Source organism: Escherichia sp. Marseille-Q3837 (assembly GCF_916618735.1).
Taxonomy (GTDB): domain Bacteria; phylum Pseudomonadota; class Gammaproteobacteria; order Enterobacterales; family Enterobacteriaceae; genus Escherichia; species Escherichia ruysiae.
Genome location: NZ_CAKAKC010000001.1, coordinates 3,034,013 through 3,051,615, shown reverse-complemented (window position 1 = coordinate 3,051,615; position 17,603 = coordinate 3,034,013). Strand labels below are relative to the sequence as shown.

19 protein-coding genes are annotated in these 17,603 nt (G+C 52.7%); 6 read left to right on the top strand and 13 right to left on the bottom strand.

Features of this window, described 5'->3' with window-relative positions:
- Positions 1-92 precede the first annotated feature (92 nt).
- Positions 93-599 (top strand): thiol peroxidase, encoded by a 507-nt coding sequence (gene tpx / locus LG381_RS14595; RefSeq protein WP_000078460.1) that lies wholly within the window; start codon positions 93-95, stop codon positions 597-599.
- Between the two features lie 44 nt (positions 600-643).
- On the opposite strand, the gene tyrR is transcribed toward tpx, so the two are convergent.
- From tyrR to pspA, 8 genes are all read right to left on the bottom strand, one after another.
- Complete coding sequence (gene tyrR / locus LG381_RS14590) at positions 644-2,185, bottom strand: transcriptional regulator TyrR (protein ID WP_010344747.1); 1,542 nt, start codon at positions 2,183-2,185, stop codon at positions 644-646.
- Positions 2,186-2,335: 150 nt separating this feature from the next.
- Entirely contained in the window at positions 2,336-3,394 is a 1,059-nt protein-coding gene (locus tag LG381_RS14585; RefSeq protein ID WP_225762575.1) for a YcjF family protein, read from the bottom strand.
- A complete protein-coding gene (locus tag LG381_RS14580) occupies positions 3,391-4,788 on the bottom strand; it encodes a YcjX family protein (protein ID WP_000825801.1) in 1,398 nt (465 codons plus the stop codon). The genes LG381_RS14585 and LG381_RS14580 overlap by 4 nt, the downstream gene beginning before the upstream one ends.
- A 118-nt stretch (positions 4,789-4,906) precedes the next feature.
- Positions 4,907-5,221, bottom strand: a complete 315-nt coding sequence (pspE, locus tag LG381_RS14575) for a thiosulfate sulfurtransferase PspE (protein ID WP_225762574.1) — start codon at positions 5,219-5,221, stop codon at positions 4,907-4,909.
- Between the two features lie 74 nt (positions 5,222-5,295).
- Positions 5,296-5,517 (bottom strand): phage shock protein PspD, encoded by a 222-nt coding sequence (pspD, locus tag LG381_RS14570; protein WP_001295585.1) that lies wholly within the window; start codon positions 5,515-5,517, stop codon positions 5,296-5,298.
- A gap of 8 nt (positions 5,518-5,525) precedes the next feature.
- The gene (gene pspC, locus LG381_RS14565; RefSeq protein ID WP_000907387.1) at positions 5,526-5,885 is read right to left on the bottom strand and encodes an envelope stress response membrane protein PspC; all 360 of its coding nucleotides are present in this window, start codon (positions 5,883-5,885) and stop codon (positions 5,526-5,528) included.
- Entirely contained in the window at positions 5,885-6,109 is a 225-nt protein-coding gene (pspB, locus tag LG381_RS14560) for an envelope stress response membrane protein PspB (protein WP_001274965.1), read from the bottom strand. Before pspB ends, pspC begins: the two co-directional genes overlap by 1 nt.
- Positions 6,110-6,162: 53 nt before the next feature.
- Positions 6,163-6,831 (bottom strand): phage shock protein PspA, encoded by a 669-nt coding sequence (gene pspA, locus LG381_RS14555; RefSeq protein ID WP_000511032.1) that lies wholly within the window; start codon positions 6,829-6,831, stop codon positions 6,163-6,165.
- Positions 6,832-6,997: 166 nt separating this feature from the next.
- Between pspA and pspF the strand changes: the two genes are divergently transcribed.
- Complete coding sequence (pspF, locus tag LG381_RS14550) at positions 6,998-7,975, top strand: phage shock protein operon transcriptional activator (RefSeq protein ID WP_024165077.1); 978 nt, start codon at positions 6,998-7,000, stop codon at positions 7,973-7,975.
- Between the two features lie 121 nt (positions 7,976-8,096).
- On the opposite strand, the gene puuE is transcribed toward pspF, so the two are convergent.
- From puuE to puuD, 5 genes are all read right to left on the bottom strand, one after another.
- Positions 8,097-9,362 carry a 4-aminobutyrate transaminase gene (puuE, locus tag LG381_RS14545; RefSeq protein WP_225762573.1) on the bottom strand — a complete coding sequence of 422 codons (1,266 nt, stop codon included), beginning with the start codon at positions 9,360-9,362 and terminating at the stop codon, positions 8,097-8,099.
- 37 nt (positions 9,363-9,399) lie between these two features.
- On the bottom strand, positions 9,400-10,680 hold the full coding sequence (gene puuB, locus LG381_RS14540) for a gamma-glutamylputrescine oxidase (protein ID WP_222679807.1): 1,281 nt from the start codon (positions 10,678-10,680) through the stop codon (positions 9,400-9,402).
- Position 10,681: 1 nt separating this feature from the next.
- Positions 10,682-12,169, bottom strand: coding sequence for an aldehyde dehydrogenase PuuC (gene puuC / locus LG381_RS14535; protein ID WP_225762572.1), 1,488 nt, complete (start codon positions 12,167-12,169; stop codon positions 10,682-10,684).
- A 149-nt stretch (positions 12,170-12,318) separates the two neighbouring features.
- Entirely contained in the window at positions 12,319-12,876 is a 558-nt protein-coding gene (gene puuR, locus LG381_RS14530; protein ID WP_001278727.1) for an HTH-type transcriptional regulator PuuR, read from the bottom strand.
- 26 nt (positions 12,877-12,902) lie between these two features.
- Positions 12,903-13,667, bottom strand: coding sequence for a gamma-glutamyl-gamma-aminobutyrate hydrolase (gene puuD, locus LG381_RS14525; RefSeq protein WP_010344757.1), 765 nt, complete (start codon positions 13,665-13,667; stop codon positions 12,903-12,905).
- Positions 13,668-13,879: 212 nt separating this feature from the next.
- On the opposite strand from puuD, the gene puuA reads away from it, so the two are divergent.
- The 4 genes from puuA (at position 13,880) to LG381_RS14505 (ending at position 17,367) form a co-directional block, all read left to right on the top strand.
- The gene (gene puuA, locus LG381_RS14520; protein WP_032225083.1) at positions 13,880-15,298 is read left to right on the top strand and encodes a glutamate-putrescine ligase; all 1,419 of its coding nucleotides are present in this window, start codon (positions 13,880-13,882) and stop codon (positions 15,296-15,298) included.
- Positions 15,299-15,448: 150 nt separating this feature from the next.
- Positions 15,449-15,613, top strand: coding sequence for a hypothetical protein (locus LG381_RS14515; protein ID WP_123058409.1), 165 nt, complete (start codon positions 15,449-15,451; stop codon positions 15,611-15,613).
- Positions 15,603-16,988, top strand: coding sequence for a putrescine/proton symporter PuuP (puuP, locus tag LG381_RS14510; protein ID WP_225762571.1), 1,386 nt, complete (start codon positions 15,603-15,605; stop codon positions 16,986-16,988). Before LG381_RS14515 ends, puuP begins: the two co-directional genes overlap by 11 nt.
- A 133-nt stretch (positions 16,989-17,121) precedes the next feature.
- A complete protein-coding gene (locus LG381_RS14505; RefSeq protein ID WP_175119409.1) occupies positions 17,122-17,367 on the top strand; it encodes a YmjA family protein in 246 nt (81 codons plus the stop codon).
- Positions 17,368-17,603 lie beyond the last annotated feature (236 nt).

Sequence of the window (17,603 nt, the reverse complement as noted above, 5' to 3'; positions counted from 1 at the left end):
TGCGGATTAAGCGCAAATAGCGATTGCTGTGTTATTGACAGTTAGCATAAACTAGGCATGACGTTAACTATATGTAAACAGGAAAGATAATCATGTCACAAATCGTTCATTTCCAGGGCAACCCGGTTACAGTCGCCAATTCCATCCCGCAAGTGGGTAGCAAAGCGCAGACTTTTACTCTCGTGGCAAAAGATCTGTCTGACGTCACCCTCACGCAGTTTGCAGGTAAACGCAAAGTGCTGAACATTTTCCCAAGTATTGATACCGGTGTTTGCGCCGCATCAGTACGTAAGTTTAACCAACTGGCGACAGAAATCGACAACACCGTTGTACTGTGTATTTCCGCCGATCTGCCGTTCGCCCAGTCTCGTTTCTGCGGTGCGGAAGGTCTTAACAACGTCATCACCCTTTCCACTTTCCGTAATAGCGAATTTCTGCAAGCTTACGGCGTTGAGATCGCTGAAGGCCCACTGAAAGGTCTGGCTGCGCGCGCAGTTGTCGTAATTGATGAAAATGACAATGTGATTTTCAGCCAGCTGGTGAATGAAATCACCACTGAGCCGGATTACGAAGCAGCTCTGGCGGTACTGAAAGCGTAATTTATTATGCCTGATGGTATTGCGCCATCAGGCATTTTACGTGTTTACTCTTCGCTCTTTTTCTGGCTCAGGCCGTATTCACGCAATTTGTTGGCAATCGCGGTATGTGAAACGCCCAGACGTTTTGCCAGTTTGCGCGTGCTGGGATAATTGCGATAAAGCTGGGTTAACACCGAACGCTCAAATCGACTGGTGATTTCATCCAGCGAACCTTCCATCGCATCTTCGCCCACGGCAACGGTTGTCGCGTCATAATCTGGCAGCAAAATGTCTTGTGGACGCAGTTCGTAGCCGTCCAGTTGGGTGAGTGCGCGATAGACAGCATTTTTCAACTGCCTCACGTTACCCGGCCAGCCATAACGTGTCAGCACGGTATTCAGATCGGCAGCCAATTTCGGCCGGGGTACTCCCTGCTCGTCAGCAAAGCGGGCGACGAACAATTCGGTTAACGGCATGATATCCTGCGGACAGTCTCGCAGCGGTGGCAGATTCAGCGTCAACACATTCAGGCGATAATAGAGATCTTCCCGAAATACGCCTTTTTGCACCAACTCAACCAGATTCTTTTGCGTCGCGCAAATCACCCGCACATCGACATGCACCTCGTGATCTTCGCCAACCCGACGGAAAGTGCCATCATTAAGGAAACGCAGCAATTTAGCCTGCATTCGCGGCGACATCTCACCAATCTCATCCAGCAGCACTGAACCGCCGTTCGCCTGCTCAAAGAACCCTTTCTTCCCTTCCGGGGCATGTCCAAACAGTTCGCTCTCAACGGCATCTTCCGGTATAGACGCGCAGTTCAGCGCCAGGTAAGGTTTACCGGCGCGAGGGCTGGCCTGATGACAGGCGTAAGCAAAGAGATCTTTACCAGTACCCGTGTCACCCGTAATCAGCAGTGGCGCGCTTAACATCGCCAGTTTCTGAGCCTGCTCGACAACGTGTTTCATTTTCGGGCTAACGGCGACAATCTGACTAAAGGCGCTGACATCCTGCGCAGCCACATTTTGCAACTGACGCCCCATACGAATCGTCGAGCGCAGCATCACTACCGCACCGGTCAGGACGTGTTGGTCGTGTTCATCCTGCAAATAAACCGGCGTTATCTCCATCAAGAAATTTTGCCCGTTAATCACCACATGTTCGTTATGCGAATCCTGCGGGTCACTCTCCAGCCAGCGTAAAAAATTAAATCCGTTAATCAATTGCGCAGCGGTATGATTGCGTAAACGATCAAGTTTTTGACCAAATAGCTGACAGCTCGCCGGATTCGCCATATCCACTTTGCTTTTCATATCGACCGAAAGCACGGGTTCAGGCAACGCCTCAAGCAATGCGCTCAACGCCAGATGTTCGCGCTCGGAAGGCATCCATGACACAGTGCGCACATCGGTAACACCTGCAATACGGCGAATTTCCGCCATCAGGCTGCTGAAACTGTCAAAATCCAGTTCGGCAAAATTGAGGTAAATCCGCCCGATTGGGTCAATCTCAATACCGCGTAAATCGATGCCTCTTAGAACCAGTAGATCGAGTAATTCGCGGGTCAGACCGAGTCGGTCTTCACAAAAGACTTCCAGACGCATGGGAACCTTCACCTGAGAAAAGAACAATTAATATGATGATATGACACTATTCGAGTGGCAGGAAGATTTCTGTCAACAAAGATTGACACAACGACGGATAATCGGGCACTTCGGCGTAAAGATATCCGATCAGCACCCGATATTGCGTTATTATTCGCTGGTCGTTTTGCCCTTTTGCAGCGTCTCCTTTACCTGACCGATAAGCTGGCGACGAAAATCCCCCAGGCGAGGTTTGTCATCGTCGATCCACGGCAGCGGACGGCAAAGTTCCATAGCTTTAATTCCCAGTCGCGCGGTCAGGAGTCCGGCGCCAATCCCCTGGGCAGCACGCGTTGACAAACGAGCAGCGAGATCTTGTGACATCCAGTCCATCCCCACTTCACGCACCAGCTCGCTAGCACCGGCAAAAGCGATATTCAGCAATACCAGTTTGAACAGGCGCAAACGGCTGTAATAACCCAGTTCAATGCCATAGAGCGTAGCGATACGATTAATCAACCGCAGATTACGCCAGGCAATAAACGCCATATCCACCAGTGCCAACGGGCTTACGGCAATCATCAGGGTAGATTCTGCCGCCGAACGGCTGATTTCTCTGCGCGCCTGCGCATCCAGCACTGGCTGAACCAGATGTGCGTACAGACTGACGACTTCACGATCGTTCTGCGTTTCATGGATTGAGGCATACCAGCGTTGCAGCGCCGGATGCGACTGATCAACACCGGCCTGCTGCGCCAGTTTCTCGCAAAATGCGCGCCCTTTGCCAGTGCCGTGACTATGCAACAAATCGCGCGCTTCATCGCGTTCGTGCGCACGCTGGCGCAAGCGCCATAAGCGTCGCCACTCTGTTACCACTGAGCCAACGCCAGCCCCGATAATCAATGCCCCAGCGGCACAACCGCCCAGTGCTACCCAATCCTGAGTTTGCCAGGCATTCATCGTCCACTGCACGCCCTGGCCAACAACGCTCGCGCCAAACAGCGCCACCCCACCCATGACCATTTTACGCCACAGACTGCGTTTCGGACGCAGCGCCGCATCCATTACCGCTTCGACTTGCCCCTCTTCTTCCGGCGCTTCGTCGAGCGTCGCTGGGGCAAAATTTTGCGCCTGATTTTCATCAAAGGTCTGCTGCGCCTTAAATTTAGGGTTCTGATCGACTTCCAGCGGACCGTCGAAATCAATACGTGGTTTTAACGGTTCGGTCATCGCAATTTATCTCCTATTAAAAATTCCAGCGCGGCATCAAGACGAATATGCGGCAGCGGTTTATCGACATCCATCACCTGCGGGCGAAACGCTTCAAACTGGAAGCCTTGCTTATCCCAGAACGCCTGACCGGGCAAACGCGCAGGAACTTCACCAGGGTAAACGGTGAGCGGTGCGCCATCGCTCAGTCGATTACCGCGCAGAGCCGGGATTTTCTCGCCGTTGACGTCGATAATGCCGCTGGTGGTCGCCTGTACGGAGGCCAGCCCCAGACAATCCATGCTGATCCCTTCAAACGCCGCATTTTGCCAGGCATCCTGAATCAGTTGTTGCAGTAATGAAACCATATTGGCGTGCTGATCGATGGTCACATGATCCGCTTTCGTCGCGGCAAACAGCAATTTGTCGATAACCGGCGAGAACAAGCGGCGGAAAAGCGTACGTTGCCCGTAGTGGAAACTTTGCATCAACTGCGTCAGCGCCAGACGCATGTCATTAAATGCCTGCGGTCCACTGTTGAGCGGTTGCAGGCAATCCACCAGCACAATCTGGCGGTCAAAACGCAAAAAGTGGTTTTTATAGAACCCCTTCACCACTTTCTCGCAGTAATAATTAAACCGCTCGCGCAGCATTCCGGCGTTGGTATGCTTATCGGCCTGTGCCAGTTTCGATTCGCCCCAGGCATCGACATCCGGCCACGGGAAGAATTGCAGCGCGGGTGCGCCTGCCATATCCCCCGGTAGAACAAAGCGCCCAGGCTGAATAAAGTGCAGCCCCTGCTGTTTGCAGTGGTGGAGATAATCGGTCCACGCGGCGGCGATATCTGCAAGACGGTTTTCGTCGGCAGGCGCTAACGGATCAAGTCCTTCGCACATCATCCGCCATTTTGCCGACCACTCGCCGCGCTGACCATTAAGCAAGCCCGTCATCTGGCGTGACCAACTTAAATAGTCCTGCGCCAGCATTGGTAGATCGAGTAGCCACTCGCCGGGATAATCCACAATCTCCAGATACAGCGTGGAGGTGTCTTTGAAGTGACGCAGTAGCGAATCGTTCGATTTATAACGCAATGCCAGGCGGATTTCGCTGACACCACGCGTTGGCGTCGGCCAGGCGGGAGGGTCGCCGTACAGCTGCGCTAACCCTTCGTCGTAAGTAAAACGTGGGATGCCAAAATCACGTTGAGGAATACGCTTCACACCCAGCAGGCGCTCTTCACGCACCGCGCTTAACAGCGGCAAGCGTGCTCCTGCATGAATATTGAGCAACTGATTGACCATCGCGGTGATAAACGCCGTTTTGCCACTACGGCTAAGTCCGGTTACCGCCAGTCGCAGGTGCCTGTCGACGCCACGATTCACCAGCGCGTTAAGTTCATTTTTGAGTCGCTTCATTGCTGTCCTGTGCCAGAAAGCTGTAGAAAGGATGAGATGCTGGAGATAATAATGTGGGTTAATTTTGATTTATCAAATGAATAAGCGGCGTTATTTACACCGCTCAATAAGTAATTTGTTAACCTTTGACCTTCGGCATCGCAATGTCTTTAAGACCACCGGCGTTCTCAACGTGGGTATATCCCATTTCGTTGAGGAGCTCTTTTGCCTGCCCGGACTGGCGTCCGGCGTTGCAATACACTTTCACGGTGTCGTTTTTATCCGGAACGGCGGTGGCAATGCGCTCTTTCACTTCCTTCAGGGGAATATTGATGGCTCCCTGAACGTGTTCTTGCTGATACTGTTCTGGAACACGAACATCGATCCAGTGTTCAGCAGCAAAAACAGGCAGTGAAAACGCCAGCGTCAGCGCAAGTAAGCCTTTTTTAAACATGTAAGCGTCCTTCTATGGATGAAAATTGCCATCCATTATACGCCTGAGATTTAACAATTTTTGCGAAACTCCCCTCACCTTTTATAACGCTGCGCCAGTTTATTGGCAGCCCGACTTAACAGCGGTTCCAGCGCCACAGCCAACAACATTTTCAGCGGTCGGCGAGCAACAGATTTTATCGCCCAACCCGCCACACCCGCCGGGCCGTAGCGCAGAGCGGTGAGAAGAACCAGCTTGCCTGCTAATTTGAAACCAGGCTTCACCTTTTGCCCAGCTTGTTGCCAGCGAGTATTCATAACTTTCCTCACAATTGACGGAAACGGCTACGCAGCGTGAAGGTATCGGAAGTGACATAACGTTCCATCTCGCGTAAACGCGTTTCACTGGCCGCCAGTTCACGGTCGACTTCATCCAGCAATTCGCTGCTGGAAGGTAGCTGCTCACCAAAGGCCATGTTGTCCGGCATTGGATCAAGCGCAAATGACAAAATGATGTAAGCAACCAGGGTAAACAGCGCCAGACCGAAGAAAATCGACAGCACCACCAGGATACGCACCAGTTTTACCGGTACATCAAAATAGTTGGCAATCCCTGCGCAGACGCCGCGCACCATGCCCTGCTGTGGAATACGCCATAATTTTTTATTGAGATTAATGCCCGCCATTAGCGATCCCTCCAGTTCGGATGTTCTGCATCAAGAATAGATTCCAGCGCCTGAATACGTTCGCGCATCCGTTTTGCTTCATCAGCCAGTTGCGCTAATCGCTGCTGTTCGCTTTGCGACAATTCACCGCGACTGGATCGGTTGCTGTAATGCAGCCATAACCAGATCGGTAAAACAAACAGCACAAAAATGGTTAACGGAATAGCCAGAAATAGCGCGCTCATAAGTACTCCTTAGACGATGAGCGGCGGCGCGTTCGGACGCCGCCTGGATGTTATTATTGATTGTCTTGCTTCATTTTGGCTTTTAATTGTGCCAGTTGCTCACTGATTGCATCATCGGCTTTCAGTTCGGCAAACTGATCGTCCAGCGATTTTTGTTTGCCGAAGCTGTGACTTTCTGCTTCCGCTTCCATCTGGTCGATACGACGTTCGAAAGATTCGAAACGCGCCATTGCTTCATCCAGTTTGCCACTGTCCAGTTGACGACGCACGTCACGCGACGAGTTTGCAGCTTGATGACGCAACATCAATGCCTGCTGGCGAGCGCGAGTTTCGCTCAATTTGTTTTCCAACTCGCCAATCTCTTTCTTCATACGCTCCAGCGTATCGTCCACCAGCGTCACTTCATGTTCCAGGCTCTTAATCAGATCGGTCAGTTTCTGTTTTTCAATTAGTGCCGCACGCGCCAGATCTTCTCTCTCTTTCAGCAGCGCCAGTTCGGCTTTTTCCTGCCACTCAACTTCACGCGCCGACGCTTGTTCAATACGGCGAGTCAGCTGTTTCTTTTCCGCCAGTGCACGCGCCGAGGTAGAACGCACTTCAACTAATGTATCTTCCATTTCCTGGATCATCAGACGCACCAGTTTCTGCGGATCTTCCGCTTTCTCTAACAGGGCGTTGATGTTGGCGTTCACGATGTCGGCAAAGCGAGAAAAAATACCCATAATGTTGTCCTCTTGATTTCTTCGTTCAGGATTGTCCTGCTGAACTGTTAATACAATTTGCGTGCCAATTTTTTATCTTTTTGATTTATAAAGATCTGATTGAAGATTCAACAGCAACATGCCAGGATGAATTAGCGAATTACACTAACAAGTGGCGAATTTCATCATGGCAGAATACAAAGATAATTTACTCGGTGAGGCGAACAGCTTTCTCGAAGTGCTGGAACAGGTTTCGCATCTCGCACCGCTGGACAAACCGGTGCTCATCATCGGCGAGCGCGGCACCGGTAAAGAGCTGATCGCCAGCCGTTTGCATTATCTCTCCTCCCGCTGGCAAGGGCCGTTTATTTCCCTTAACTGCGCGGCGTTAAATGAAAATCTGCTGGATTCCGAACTGTTTGGTCACGAAGCCGGTGCGTTTACCGGAGCGCAAAAACGCCATCCGGGACGATTTGAACGTGCCGACGGCGGAACGCTGTTTCTTGATGAACTCGCTACGGCACCAATGATGGTGCAGGAAAAGTTATTACGCGTAATTGAGTATGGTGAACTGGAACGCGTCGGCGGCAGCCAGCCATTGCAGGTGAATGTGCGGCTGGTATGTGCGACAAATGCCGATCTTCCGGCGATGGTCAATGAAGGTACTTTTCGCGCCGACCTGCTCGACCGCCTGGCTTTTGATGTTGTACAACTGCCGCCCCTGCGCGAGCGTGAAAGCGACATTATGCTGATGGCGGAGCACTTCGCCATCCAGATGTGTCGGGAAATAAAACTGCCTCTGTTTCCTGGTTTTACCGAGCGCGCCAGAGAAACGTTGCTGAACTATCGCTGGCCGGGAAATATCCGTGAATTGAAAAACGTGGTGGAACGTTCGGTGTATCGCCACGGCACCAGCGATTATCCGCTTGATGAGATCATTATTGATCCCTTTAAACGGCGTCCACCTGAAGACACTATCGCCGTTTCAGAAAACACCTCGCTTCCAACGCTGCCGCTGGATTTACGTGAGTTTCAAATGCAGCAGGAAAAAGAGTTGCTGCAACTCAGTTTGCAACAGGGGAAATATAACCAGAAGCGCGCAGCTGAATTGCTGGGGTTAACCTATCATCAGTTCCGCGCATTGCTTAAAAAGCACCAGATTTAGTGGAGTTGGGCAATGTGGCTTGCCGGATGAGGCGATCAAGCCTACAAAATCAATACGTCGTTTGCAGGCCTGATAAGCGCAGCGCATCAGGCATTTTTGCGTTGGGCTCCGCTTATGCGTATTAATCTCTCAGCGCATCCTGCAAAATTTTCATTGCCGCATCGAACTGCGCATCCGGGATGGTCAGCGGATACAGGAAACGAATCACGTTGCCGTATGCGCCACAGGTCAACAGTAACAGCCCCTGCGCCAGCGCACGTTGCTGAATTTTCTGCGCAATGGCGGCTGACGGCTCGCCCGTTTGCGGGTCGTTAAATTCTGCCGCAATCATCGACCCCAGACCGCGTACCGCAGCAATGGCCGGAACGCTTTCTTTGGCCTCAATCAGCGTTTGCGTCAGGCGCTGACCGAGTTGATTCGCACGGTCGCAAAGGGATTCTTTGTCGATAATGTTGAGCACTGCGTGCGCGGCGGCAACTGCCAGCGGGTTACCGGCGTAAGTGCCGCCAAGCCCGCCCGGCGCGGGCGCGTCCATAATGTTGGCATTACCGACCACGCCCGAAAGCGGCATACCACCCGCGAGGCTTTTCGCCATCGTCATTAAGTCCGGCTTATCGGTGTAATGATCCATGGCAAACAGTTTACCTGTACGCGCAAAACCGCTTTGCACTTCATCAGCAATCATCACAATGCCGTGCTCATCGCACAGGCGGCGAATGGCGGCAACCAGCTCTTTTGGCGCCACGTTAAATCCGCCCTCGCCCTGTACCGGTTCGAAAATAATGGCCGCGACCTGTTTCGCTTCGATGTCTGATTTAAACAAGCGTTCGATGGCGTCGAGGGAATCTTGCGTCGAAACGCTATGCAAATCTGACGGATACGGCACGTGATACACCGAACCGGGGAACGGGCCGAAACCAATTTTGTACGGTGCAACCTTTCCAGTTAATGCCATGGTCATATACGTGCGACCGTGGAAGCCGCCGCTGAACGCAATCACGCCAGGGCGTCCGGTATGGGCGCGGGCGATTTTCACCGCATTCTCAACTGCTTCCGCACCGGTGGTGAAGAACGCGGTTTTGGCCTGACCGCTCACCGGGGCAAGGGCGTTAATTTTCTCCGCCAGGGTGACGTAGCTTTCGTATGGCACAATCTGGTACGCCGTGTGGGTAAACTGTTGCAGTTGCTGTTCCACTGCCGCCACCAGTTCAGGATGGCGATGTCCGGTGTTCAGCACCGCGATGCCTGCGGCGAAATCGATGTACTCGTTGCCCTCAACATCCTTCAGCGTGGCGTTTTCAGCCGACTGGGCGAAGAAGTTACACATTACGCCAACCCCGCGCGGAGTGGCAGAAAGACGACGCTGATGGAATTCATTGTTGCTCATGTTTCACACCTTTTGACTCTTCACTGTTAATCGGAAATTAAACGCCCAGACGATCGCGCAGGCTGTAATAGACTGCGCCCATCGCGGTAAACGGCACGCGCAGCGTGCGCCCGCCAGGGAACGGGTAATGCGGCAGATTGGCGAAGGCGTCGAAACGCTCGGCATCTCCGCGTAGCAGTTCAGCAATTAAACGCCCGGCGAGATGGGTACAGGTAACGCCGTGGCCGCTGTAGCCCTGCATGTAGTAAATGTTTTTATTAAGGCGACCAAACTGTGGCATACGTGACAGGGTCAGCAAGAAGTTGCCCGTCCAGCGGTAGTCGATTTTTACGCCCTGCAACTGCGGGAAGGTTTTCAGCAGTTTCGGCACCACCAGGCGCTCAACGTCATCCGGGTCACGTGCGCCATACACCACGCCACCACCGTACAGCAGGCGGTTATCGGCAGTCAGGCGGTAGTAATCAAGCAGATAGTTACAGTCTTCGACACAGTAGTTTTTCGGGATCAGCGAACGGGCTAAATCATCGGAAAGACGCTCAGTGGTGATTACCTGCGTGCCGCACGGCATACTGCGCTTCGCCAGTTCCGGCTCCACTTTATCGCCCAGATACGCATTCCCGGCGACAATCACATACTTCGCCGTTACCTGACCTTTGGCAGTCCGCACCACGGCTGGCGTGGTGTGCTGGATCTGCGTCACCGCAGAAAGCTCATACACACGTCCGCCGTTCAGACGAATGGCGTCGGCTTCACCAATAGCGAGGTTCAGCGGGTGAATATGCCCGCCGCTGTGATCCAGCAGCGCACCGGTGTAGCGATCGCTGGCAACTTCACGGCGAATGGCACTGGCGTCCAGCAGTTCGAGTTGATTGTTACCATAGCGTTCCCAGTTCTCTTTCTGCTCTTCAAGAGTCGCGAGCTGCTTATCATTCATCGCCACAAACAGGCCGCCGGGGCGGTAGTCGCAGTCAATCTGATAACGTTTGATACGTTCGCGGATGATCTCTCCGCCTTCGAACATCATGCTGCCGAGCATACGGGCGGTGTCCATGCCGTAGCTTTTTTCGATTACGTCGATGTCGCGGCTGTAGGAGTTTACAAGCTGCCCGCCGTTGCGTCCGCTGGCGCCAAAGCCGATGCGTGAGGCTTCGAGTACCACCACGTCAAAGCCCGCTTCCGCCAGATGCAGTGCAGAGGAAAGCCCGGTGTAGCCGCCGCCAACCACGCAAACATCACACGTGATTGACTCATTCAGCGTGTCGAAAGGCGCATATTTATTCGCACTGGCGGCGTAGTAACTACTGGTATGTTCGGTCATTTCAGGCCTCCAGGCTTATCCAGATGGTTTTCAGTTCAGTGAATTTTTCAAGGGCGTGCAGGGATTTGTCGCGACCGTTGCCGCTCTGCTTATAACCGCCAAACGGTACGGTCATATCGCCATCGTTGTAGTTGTTGACGAAGACGGAACCAGCTTTCAAGCGGCGGCTCATGCGGTGCGCGCGGGAGAGATCGCGCGTCCATACCGCCGCACCGAGCCCGTACTGGCTGTCGTTGGCAAGCTGTAGCGCCTGGTCTTCTGATGTGAAACGCGTGACCACCAGCACCGGGCCGAAAATCTCTTCGCGACTTAAGGACGCATTGGGCTCTACGTCGACAAAGATGGTCGGGCCGATGGCGGCAGCCAGCTCGGCGTTACGGCCATCCAGCAGCAGTTGCCCTTTGCTTTCACCTTCACGAATAAAGGTGTGTACCGAGTCGGCATGAGCGCAGTCGATTAAGGTGCCCATCGTGGTTGCAGGATCAAGTGGATGCCCTGGCTGCCAGTTTTGCGCCTGCTGTTTTAACAGGGCTAAGAATTCATCGGCGATACTCTCTTCCAGCAATAAACGGGTTCCGGCGATGCACACCTGGCCCTGGTTGTAGAAGATGCCTGCGGCGGTCGCGCTCGCCGCTTTTTGCAGATCCGGGCAGTCAGCAAAAACGATGTTGGCGCTTTTACCACCCGCTTCCAGCCAGACGCGTTTCATGTTGCTGTCGCCTGCGTCTTTCAGCAGTTGTTTACCGGTACGCGTGGAGCCGGTAAAGGCGATGGCATCGATATCGTTATGACGAGAAAGCGCCTGCCCCGCCTCATGACCAAAACCAGTTACTACGTTCAACACGCCATCCGGCAGACCTGCTTCTTTCGCCAGCCCCGCAAGGCGAATCGCACTGAGCGGTGATTTTTCAGACGGCTTCAGGACAACGCTGTTACCTGCCGCCAGCGCCGGGCCGAGTTTCCAGCAGGTCAGCAACAGCGGGAAGTTCCACGGGACGATGGCGGCAATTACGCCGACCGGTTCGCGCACAATCATCGCCAGCTCATGGCTACTGGTGGTCGCCACTTCGCCATACACTTTATCGATCGCTTCGGCGTACCAGCGAATGGCGCGTGCCGCGCCGGGAATATCATCACGCAGGCTGTGACGAATCGGTTTACCGGTGTCGAGGGTTTCCAGCAGCGCCAGTTCTTCGGCGTTGGCTTCCATTAAATCGGCGAGTTTATTCAGTACCACTTTGCGTTTAGCCGGAGAAGAGAGCGACCAGTCGCCGCGTTCAAATACGTTGCGTGCCGCGCTCACTGCGCGGTCGATATCGGCGCTTTTACCGCGCGCAATATTCGCCAGCGGCGCCTGGGTGACCGGATCAACGGTTTCGAAGGTTTCGTTTTCCGCCGCAGCGGTATACTCACCGTTAATAAATAAGCGGGTTTCAATGGCGAGACTTAACGCTTTATCCTGCCAGTAAGCCAGATGATGAAAATTCATTATGACTCCTGTTTCACGTCTATCAGATATATGCAGTTTGTGAACGTCAGGGCGCAGAGATCCCCGGGCCGTATGCCCGTTTATTTCTGGCGACATTCTTTATGGATTGCCGGGCGCATTGCGCTTACCCGGCTTACAGAGCTAAAAGATTAAAACGTGGTGGGTGTATGGGCGCTGATAATTCGGCAAATGCCTGCCGACGTATTGCTGAAACTGTGCGGGATGCCGGTATTAATGGCATAACTTTGCCCCGCGACGAGGTGATAATCCTGTCCATTAATGGTCAGAACAATTTCACCTTCCAGTACAGTGCCTATTTCCTCACCCTGATGCTTAATTCTTTCCCCAGTGGTTGTGCCCGGCTGGTACGTTTCAAAGATCATCGCCAACGTGCGATTCGGGTTACCGTTATGAACCAGCTTCATTGACACACCCTGACTGCCCATTTCAATTAAGTCGTCCTGATTAATGACGACCTGCGGCTCATCAGGTTTTTCCGGCTCGGAAAAGAATTCCGAGAGTGACAGTCCATACACCTTCAGCAGCTTTTGCAGCGTACTGATGGCAGGGCTGACTTTATCCTGTTCTATCGTACTGATAGCACTGTGAGTCAGCCCGGAGAGTTCGGCGGCACGACGTTGTGAAAGCCCCTGCTGCTGGCGGATTTCCGACAAGCGTTTTCCTGGCGCCAGTCCCTCATCACTCATATTTGCATTTCCTTAAACTGTAGTGGTCAGAGTCGCTGTTTTTCAGCGATATGGTGCTGACAAGCGGTGATAAAGCCCTCGAACAATATACGCGAAAGCGCGTACTCGCTACTGTTCCATTCCGGGTGCCACTGTACGCCCAGCGCGAAAGGATGATTGATGACGCTAACCGCCTCAACTAAGCCATCCGGCGAGCGAGCTTCAACACGCAACCGTGGGCTAACAACCTTCGCCCCTTGTCCATGCAGAGAGTTTACCCAAAAGTTGCTACATTCAGGTAACAGCGCAGACAGTAATCCCCCCTCTTCAACCTGAACTTCATGCGACGGCGCATATTGCTGCTCCACCGGCAGTTCGGGATCTTCCCGATGTTCCAGCAATTCAGGCTGTTCGCACAGCTTGCGATGCAACGAACCTCCGGTTGCCACCACCAGTTCCTGTAAACCCCGGCAGATGGCGAAAATGGGGATGCGCCTTTCGAGTGCAGCGTTAATTAACGCCATGCTCAGAAGATCACGCCCGGGATCGGCGTCAGGCTCATCGCCGTTTTCACCATATAGGTGCGGCTGCACATTGCTGGGGCTACCAGGAAGATAAATGCCATCAAGTTTCGGCAAAAGTTCTTCAAGTAATGACGGCTCAGCCAGCGCATGGGGAAGCGCAATCGGCAAACCACCTGCATGAATGATGGCATTCAGGTACTTTTCTTGCAGAGTCTGGGTCTCATGACCCTTAAGCCTGTTCCTGCACATTACGACACCGATAACAGGATTGTTCATTATATTTTCCATGCTCAATCTCACAAAGTGGACTAAATTATCGCCATTACTGCGGTTTAAATGACCTTTCTGTTCAATATTTTTTCAATCTAGCAGTGAGTTTTCTTTTTTGCAAACTCAATTTAACATTTGACAAACATTTAGTTTGCATACAGATTCGAAGAGTGGTCATTATATTTTACGCTCTGATAACGAGTGGAAAACAAAACCAAAGGCGAAGAATCATGGAAACCAATATCGTTGAAGTAGAAAACTTTGTTCAGCAGTCAGAAGAGAGGCGGGGTAGCGCCTTTACGCAGGAGGTGAAACGCTATCTGGAACGCTACCCGAATACGCAATATGTTGATGTTTTACTTACCGATCTTAATGGCTGTTTTCGTGGAAAACGCGTCCCCTTCTCCAGCCTGAAAAAACTGGAGAAAGGATGCTACTTCCCGGCTTCGGTGTTTGCGATGGATATTCTGGGCAATGTGGTAGAAGAAGCAGGGCTAGGTCAAGAAATGGGCGAACCCGATCGTACCTGTGTCCCTATTCTCGGTTCTTTAACCCCTTCTGCCGCCGATCCTGAGTTTATTGGTCAAATGCTTCTGACCATGGTCGATGAAGATGGCGCTCCCTTTGACGTTGAGCCGAGGAATGTACTCAACCGCCTGTGGCAACAGCTACGCCAGCGCGGATTGTTCCCGGTCGTAGCGGTAGAGCTGGAGTTCTATTTACTGGATCGCCAGCGCGACGCCGAAGGGTATCTGCAACCGCCCTGTGCGCCAGGCACCGATGACCGCAATACCCAAAGCCAGGTCTACTCTGTCGATAACCTCAACCACTTCGCCGATGTGCTCAATGATATTGATGAACTGGCGCAATTACAGCTGATTCCGGCAGATGGTGCGGTCGCCGAGGCTTCGCCAGGCCAGTTTGAAATCAACCTTTACCATACCGATAACGTACTGGAAGCCTGCGATGATGCATTAGCCCTTAAACGCCTGGTGCGCTTGATGGCGGAAAAGCATAAGATGCACGCCACTTTTATGGCGAAGCCGTATGAAGAACACGCGGGCAGCGGGATGCATATCCATATCAGTATGCAAAATAATCGTGGAGAGAACGTGCTAGCTGACGCGGAAGGCGAAGATTCGCCGCTACTGAAAAAGATGCTCGCCGGGATGATAGATCTGATGCCGTCATCAATGGCATTGCTGGCGCCGAACGTGAACTCATATCGCCGCTTCCAGCCGGGCATGTATGTGCCGACGCAGGCATCGTGGGGTCATAACAACCGTACCGTTGCCCTGCGTATTCCGTGTGGCGATCGTCATAACCACCGTGTGGAGTATCGCGTGGCGGGTGCCGATGCCAACCCGTATCTGGTGATGGCGGCGATTTTTGCCGGTATTCTGCACGGTCTTGATAATGAGCTGCCGTTGCAGGAAGAAGTCGAAGGTAACGGGCTGGAACAGGAAGGATTACCCTTCCCGATTCGCCAGAGCGATGCCCTGTGGGAGTTTATCGAGAACGATCACCTGCGCCACTATTTAGGCGAGCGTTTCTGTCATGTGTATCACGCCTGTAAAAATGATGAGCTGTTGCAGTTTGAGCGCCTCATCACAGAAACAGAAATTGAGTGGATGTTGAAAAACGCATAGTGCCCCCTTGCGGGGGTTGCCTCATCGGCCTGAGCGGAGCCAGGCCTGACATTTGCTGGTAATCCAGACATTTCCCGGATGTCGCGTTATGGAGCGCAGGCGGCAACGGGCTTCCGTTAACGATTAAGACTGTGACGAGGAAATGAGATGATGCCGATGATGAAATTCCCGCATGGCGAGGGAGGCTGCGTATGCGCTCCCCCTGCGACTGACCGGACTCCGCCCCCTTTGCTTCCCCTGCTAAACAGGTTTGATTTCAGGTCGACGCGACCGCAAACCCGATTACGCAGTGGAGGCAACGATTATGGCTATTAATTCACCGCTGGACATTGCTGCACAACCGGGCAAAACCCGCCTGCGAAAATCACTGAAATTGTGGCAGGTGGTGATGATGGGTCTGGCCTATCTCACGCCGATGACCGTGTTCGATACCTTTGGCATTGTCTCCGGTATCAGCGACGGCCACGTTCCGGCGTCCTACCTGCTGGCGCTGGCCGGCGTGCTGTTTACCGCGATCAGCTACGGCAAACTGGTTCGCCAGTTCCCGGAAGCTGGCTCGGCCTATACCTACGCGCAAAAGTCGATTAACCCGCACGTCGGTTTTATGGTCGGCTGGTCATCGCTGCTGGATTATCTTTTTTTACCGATGATCAACGTCTTGTTGGCGAAAATCTATCTCTCCGCCCTCTTCCCGGAAGTGCCGCCGTGGGTGTGGGTGGTAACCTTCGTCGCCATTTTAACCGCCGCGAATCTGAAGAGCGTCAACCTGGTCGCTAACTTCAATACCCTGTTTGTACTGGTGCAGATCTCCATCATGGTGGTGTTCATCTTCCTGGTGGTTCAGGGGCTACATAAAGGGGAAGGTGTCGGCACCGTCTGGTCGCTACAGCCGTTTATCAGTGAGAACGCGCATCTGATTCCGATTATTACCGGGGCGACGATCGTGTGCTTCTCGTTTCTTGGTTTTGATGCGGTGACCACGCTTTCAGAAGAGACGCCGGACGCCGCGCGCGTTATTCCAAAAGCCATCTTCCTGACGGCGGTCTACGGCGGCGTTATCTTTATTGCCGCATCGTTCTTTATGCAACTGTTCTTCCCGGATATCAGCCGCTTTAAAGACCCGGATGCCGCACTGCCGGAGATTGCACTGTACGTCGGCGGCAAGCTGTTCCAGTCGATTTTCCTCTGCACCACGTTTGTGAACACATTAGCGTCTGGCCTGGCTTCACATGCCAGCGTGTCGCGTCTGCTGTATGTGATGGGGCGTGACAATGTGTTTCCGGAGCGCGTGTTTGGCTATGTGCACCCGAAATGGCGCACCCCGGCGCTGAACGTCATTATGGTCGGGATTGTCGCGTTGTCGGCGCTGTTCTTTGATTTAGTCACCGCTACAGCATTGATTAACTTCGGCGCGTTGGTGGCATTTACCTTCGTCAATTTGTCGGTGTTTAATCATTTCTGGCGGCGTAAAGGAATGAATAAAAGCTGGAAGGATCACTTTCACTATTTGCTGATGCCGCTGGTTGGCGCGCTGACGGTAGGCGTGTTGTGGGTTAACCTGGAGTCAACTTCACTGACGCTCGGTCTGGTTTGGGCCTCGTTAGGCGGCGCATATTTGTGGTATCTGATCCGCCGCTATCGCAAAGTGCCGTTGTATGAAGATGACAGAACACCAGTGAGCGAGACGTAATGTGTTGGATGCGCTGCGTATTGCCCTGCCTGTTGGCAATACGCAGCGCCATTATCCATAAAAAGATGTATGACCCGGATCACGAGTGCTATCATCCGCCCCTGTGCTTAACGCATTAACCCCAGGGCAGATAATGAACCACGATATCCCACTAAAATATTTTGATATTGCCGATGAGTACGCGACCGAATGCGCAGAACCTGTCGCAGAAACTGAACGCACGCCACTGGCTCACTACTTCCAGTTACTGCTCACCCGTTTGATGAATAATGAAGAGATCAGCGAAGAAGCTCAGCATGACATGGCTGCTGAAGCGGGGATCAATCCCGCACGCATTGATGAGATCGCAGAGTTTTTGAATCAATGGGGTAATGAGTAATCCTTTATTAAGGCCAGTTCGGGCTGGCTTCTTACGAGCAAGTCAAACGGCACCTCGCTAAGTAGTTCTGTGAGTTATAGTTATAAGAAATCACGGGTACGAATGTTGAACAGATGGCGACGCCACATGTGCAACAACCAACCATACTGCCCTCATTGCGACCCCTGAACACAAACGGTAATGGCAAATGTCATTAAATATTAGTAAGATAGCCTCTTTACATAAAATCCCTTAAT

What these genes read in the sequence shown, in the direction of transcription:
- tyrR (WP_010344747.1), bottom strand. Translation starts at nt 2,185, where the DNA reads ATGCGTCTGGAAGTCTTTTGTGAAGACCGACTCGGTCTGACCCGCGAA.
- LG381_RS14505 (WP_175119409.1), top strand. Translation starts at nt 17,122, where the DNA reads ATGAACCACGATATCCCACTAAAATATTTTGATATTGCCGATGAGTAC.
- puuA (WP_032225083.1), top strand. Translation starts at nt 13,880, where the DNA reads ATGGAAACCAATATCGTTGAAGTAGAAAACTTTGTTCAGCAGTCAGAA.
- pspC (WP_000907387.1), bottom strand. Translation starts at nt 5,885, where the DNA reads ATGGCGGGCATTAATCTCAATAAAAAATTATGGCGTATTCCACAGCAG.
- tpx (WP_000078460.1), top strand. Translation starts at nt 93, where the DNA reads ATGTCACAAATCGTTCATTTCCAGGGCAACCCGGTTACAGTCGCCAAT.
- pspE (WP_225762574.1), bottom strand. Translation starts at nt 5,221, where the DNA reads ATGTTTAAAAAAGGCTTACTTGCGCTGACGCTGGCGTTTTCACTGCCT.
- puuB (WP_222679807.1), bottom strand. Translation starts at nt 10,680, where the DNA reads ATGACCGAACATACCAGTAGTTACTACGCCGCCAGTGCGAATAAATAT.
- LG381_RS14585 (WP_225762575.1), bottom strand. Translation starts at nt 3,394, where the DNA reads ATGACCGAACCGTTAAAACCACGTATTGATTTCGACGGTCCGCTGGAA.
- puuC (WP_225762572.1), bottom strand. Translation starts at nt 12,169, where the DNA reads ATGAATTTTCATCATCTGGCTTACTGGCAGGATAAAGCGTTAAGTCTC.
- pspA (WP_000511032.1), bottom strand. Translation starts at nt 6,831, where the DNA reads ATGGGTATTTTTTCTCGCTTTGCCGACATCGTGAACGCCAACATCAAC.
- pspD (WP_001295585.1), bottom strand. Translation starts at nt 5,517, where the DNA reads ATGAATACTCGCTGGCAACAAGCTGGGCAAAAGGTGAAGCCTGGTTTC.
- pspF (WP_024165077.1), top strand. Translation starts at nt 6,998, where the DNA reads ATGGCAGAATACAAAGATAATTTACTCGGTGAGGCGAACAGCTTTCTC.
- LG381_RS14515 (WP_123058409.1), top strand. Translation starts at nt 15,449, where the DNA reads ATGCCGATGATGAAATTCCCGCATGGCGAGGGAGGCTGCGTATGCGCT.
- puuD (WP_010344757.1), bottom strand. Translation starts at nt 13,667, where the DNA reads ATGGAAAATATAATGAACAATCCTGTTATCGGTGTCGTAATGTGCAGG.
- puuP (WP_225762571.1), top strand. Translation starts at nt 15,603, where the DNA reads ATGGCTATTAATTCACCGCTGGACATTGCTGCACAACCGGGCAAAACC.
- puuR (WP_001278727.1), bottom strand. Translation starts at nt 12,876, where the DNA reads ATGAGTGATGAGGGACTGGCGCCAGGAAAACGCTTGTCGGAAATCCGC.
- puuE (WP_225762573.1), bottom strand. Translation starts at nt 9,362, where the DNA reads ATGAGCAACAATGAATTCCATCAGCGTCGTCTTTCTGCCACTCCGCGC.
- pspB (WP_001274965.1), bottom strand. Translation starts at nt 6,109, where the DNA reads ATGAGCGCGCTATTTCTGGCTATTCCGTTAACCATTTTTGTGCTGTTT.
- LG381_RS14580 (WP_000825801.1), bottom strand. Translation starts at nt 4,788, where the DNA reads ATGAAGCGACTCAAAAATGAACTTAACGCGCTGGTGAATCGTGGCGTC.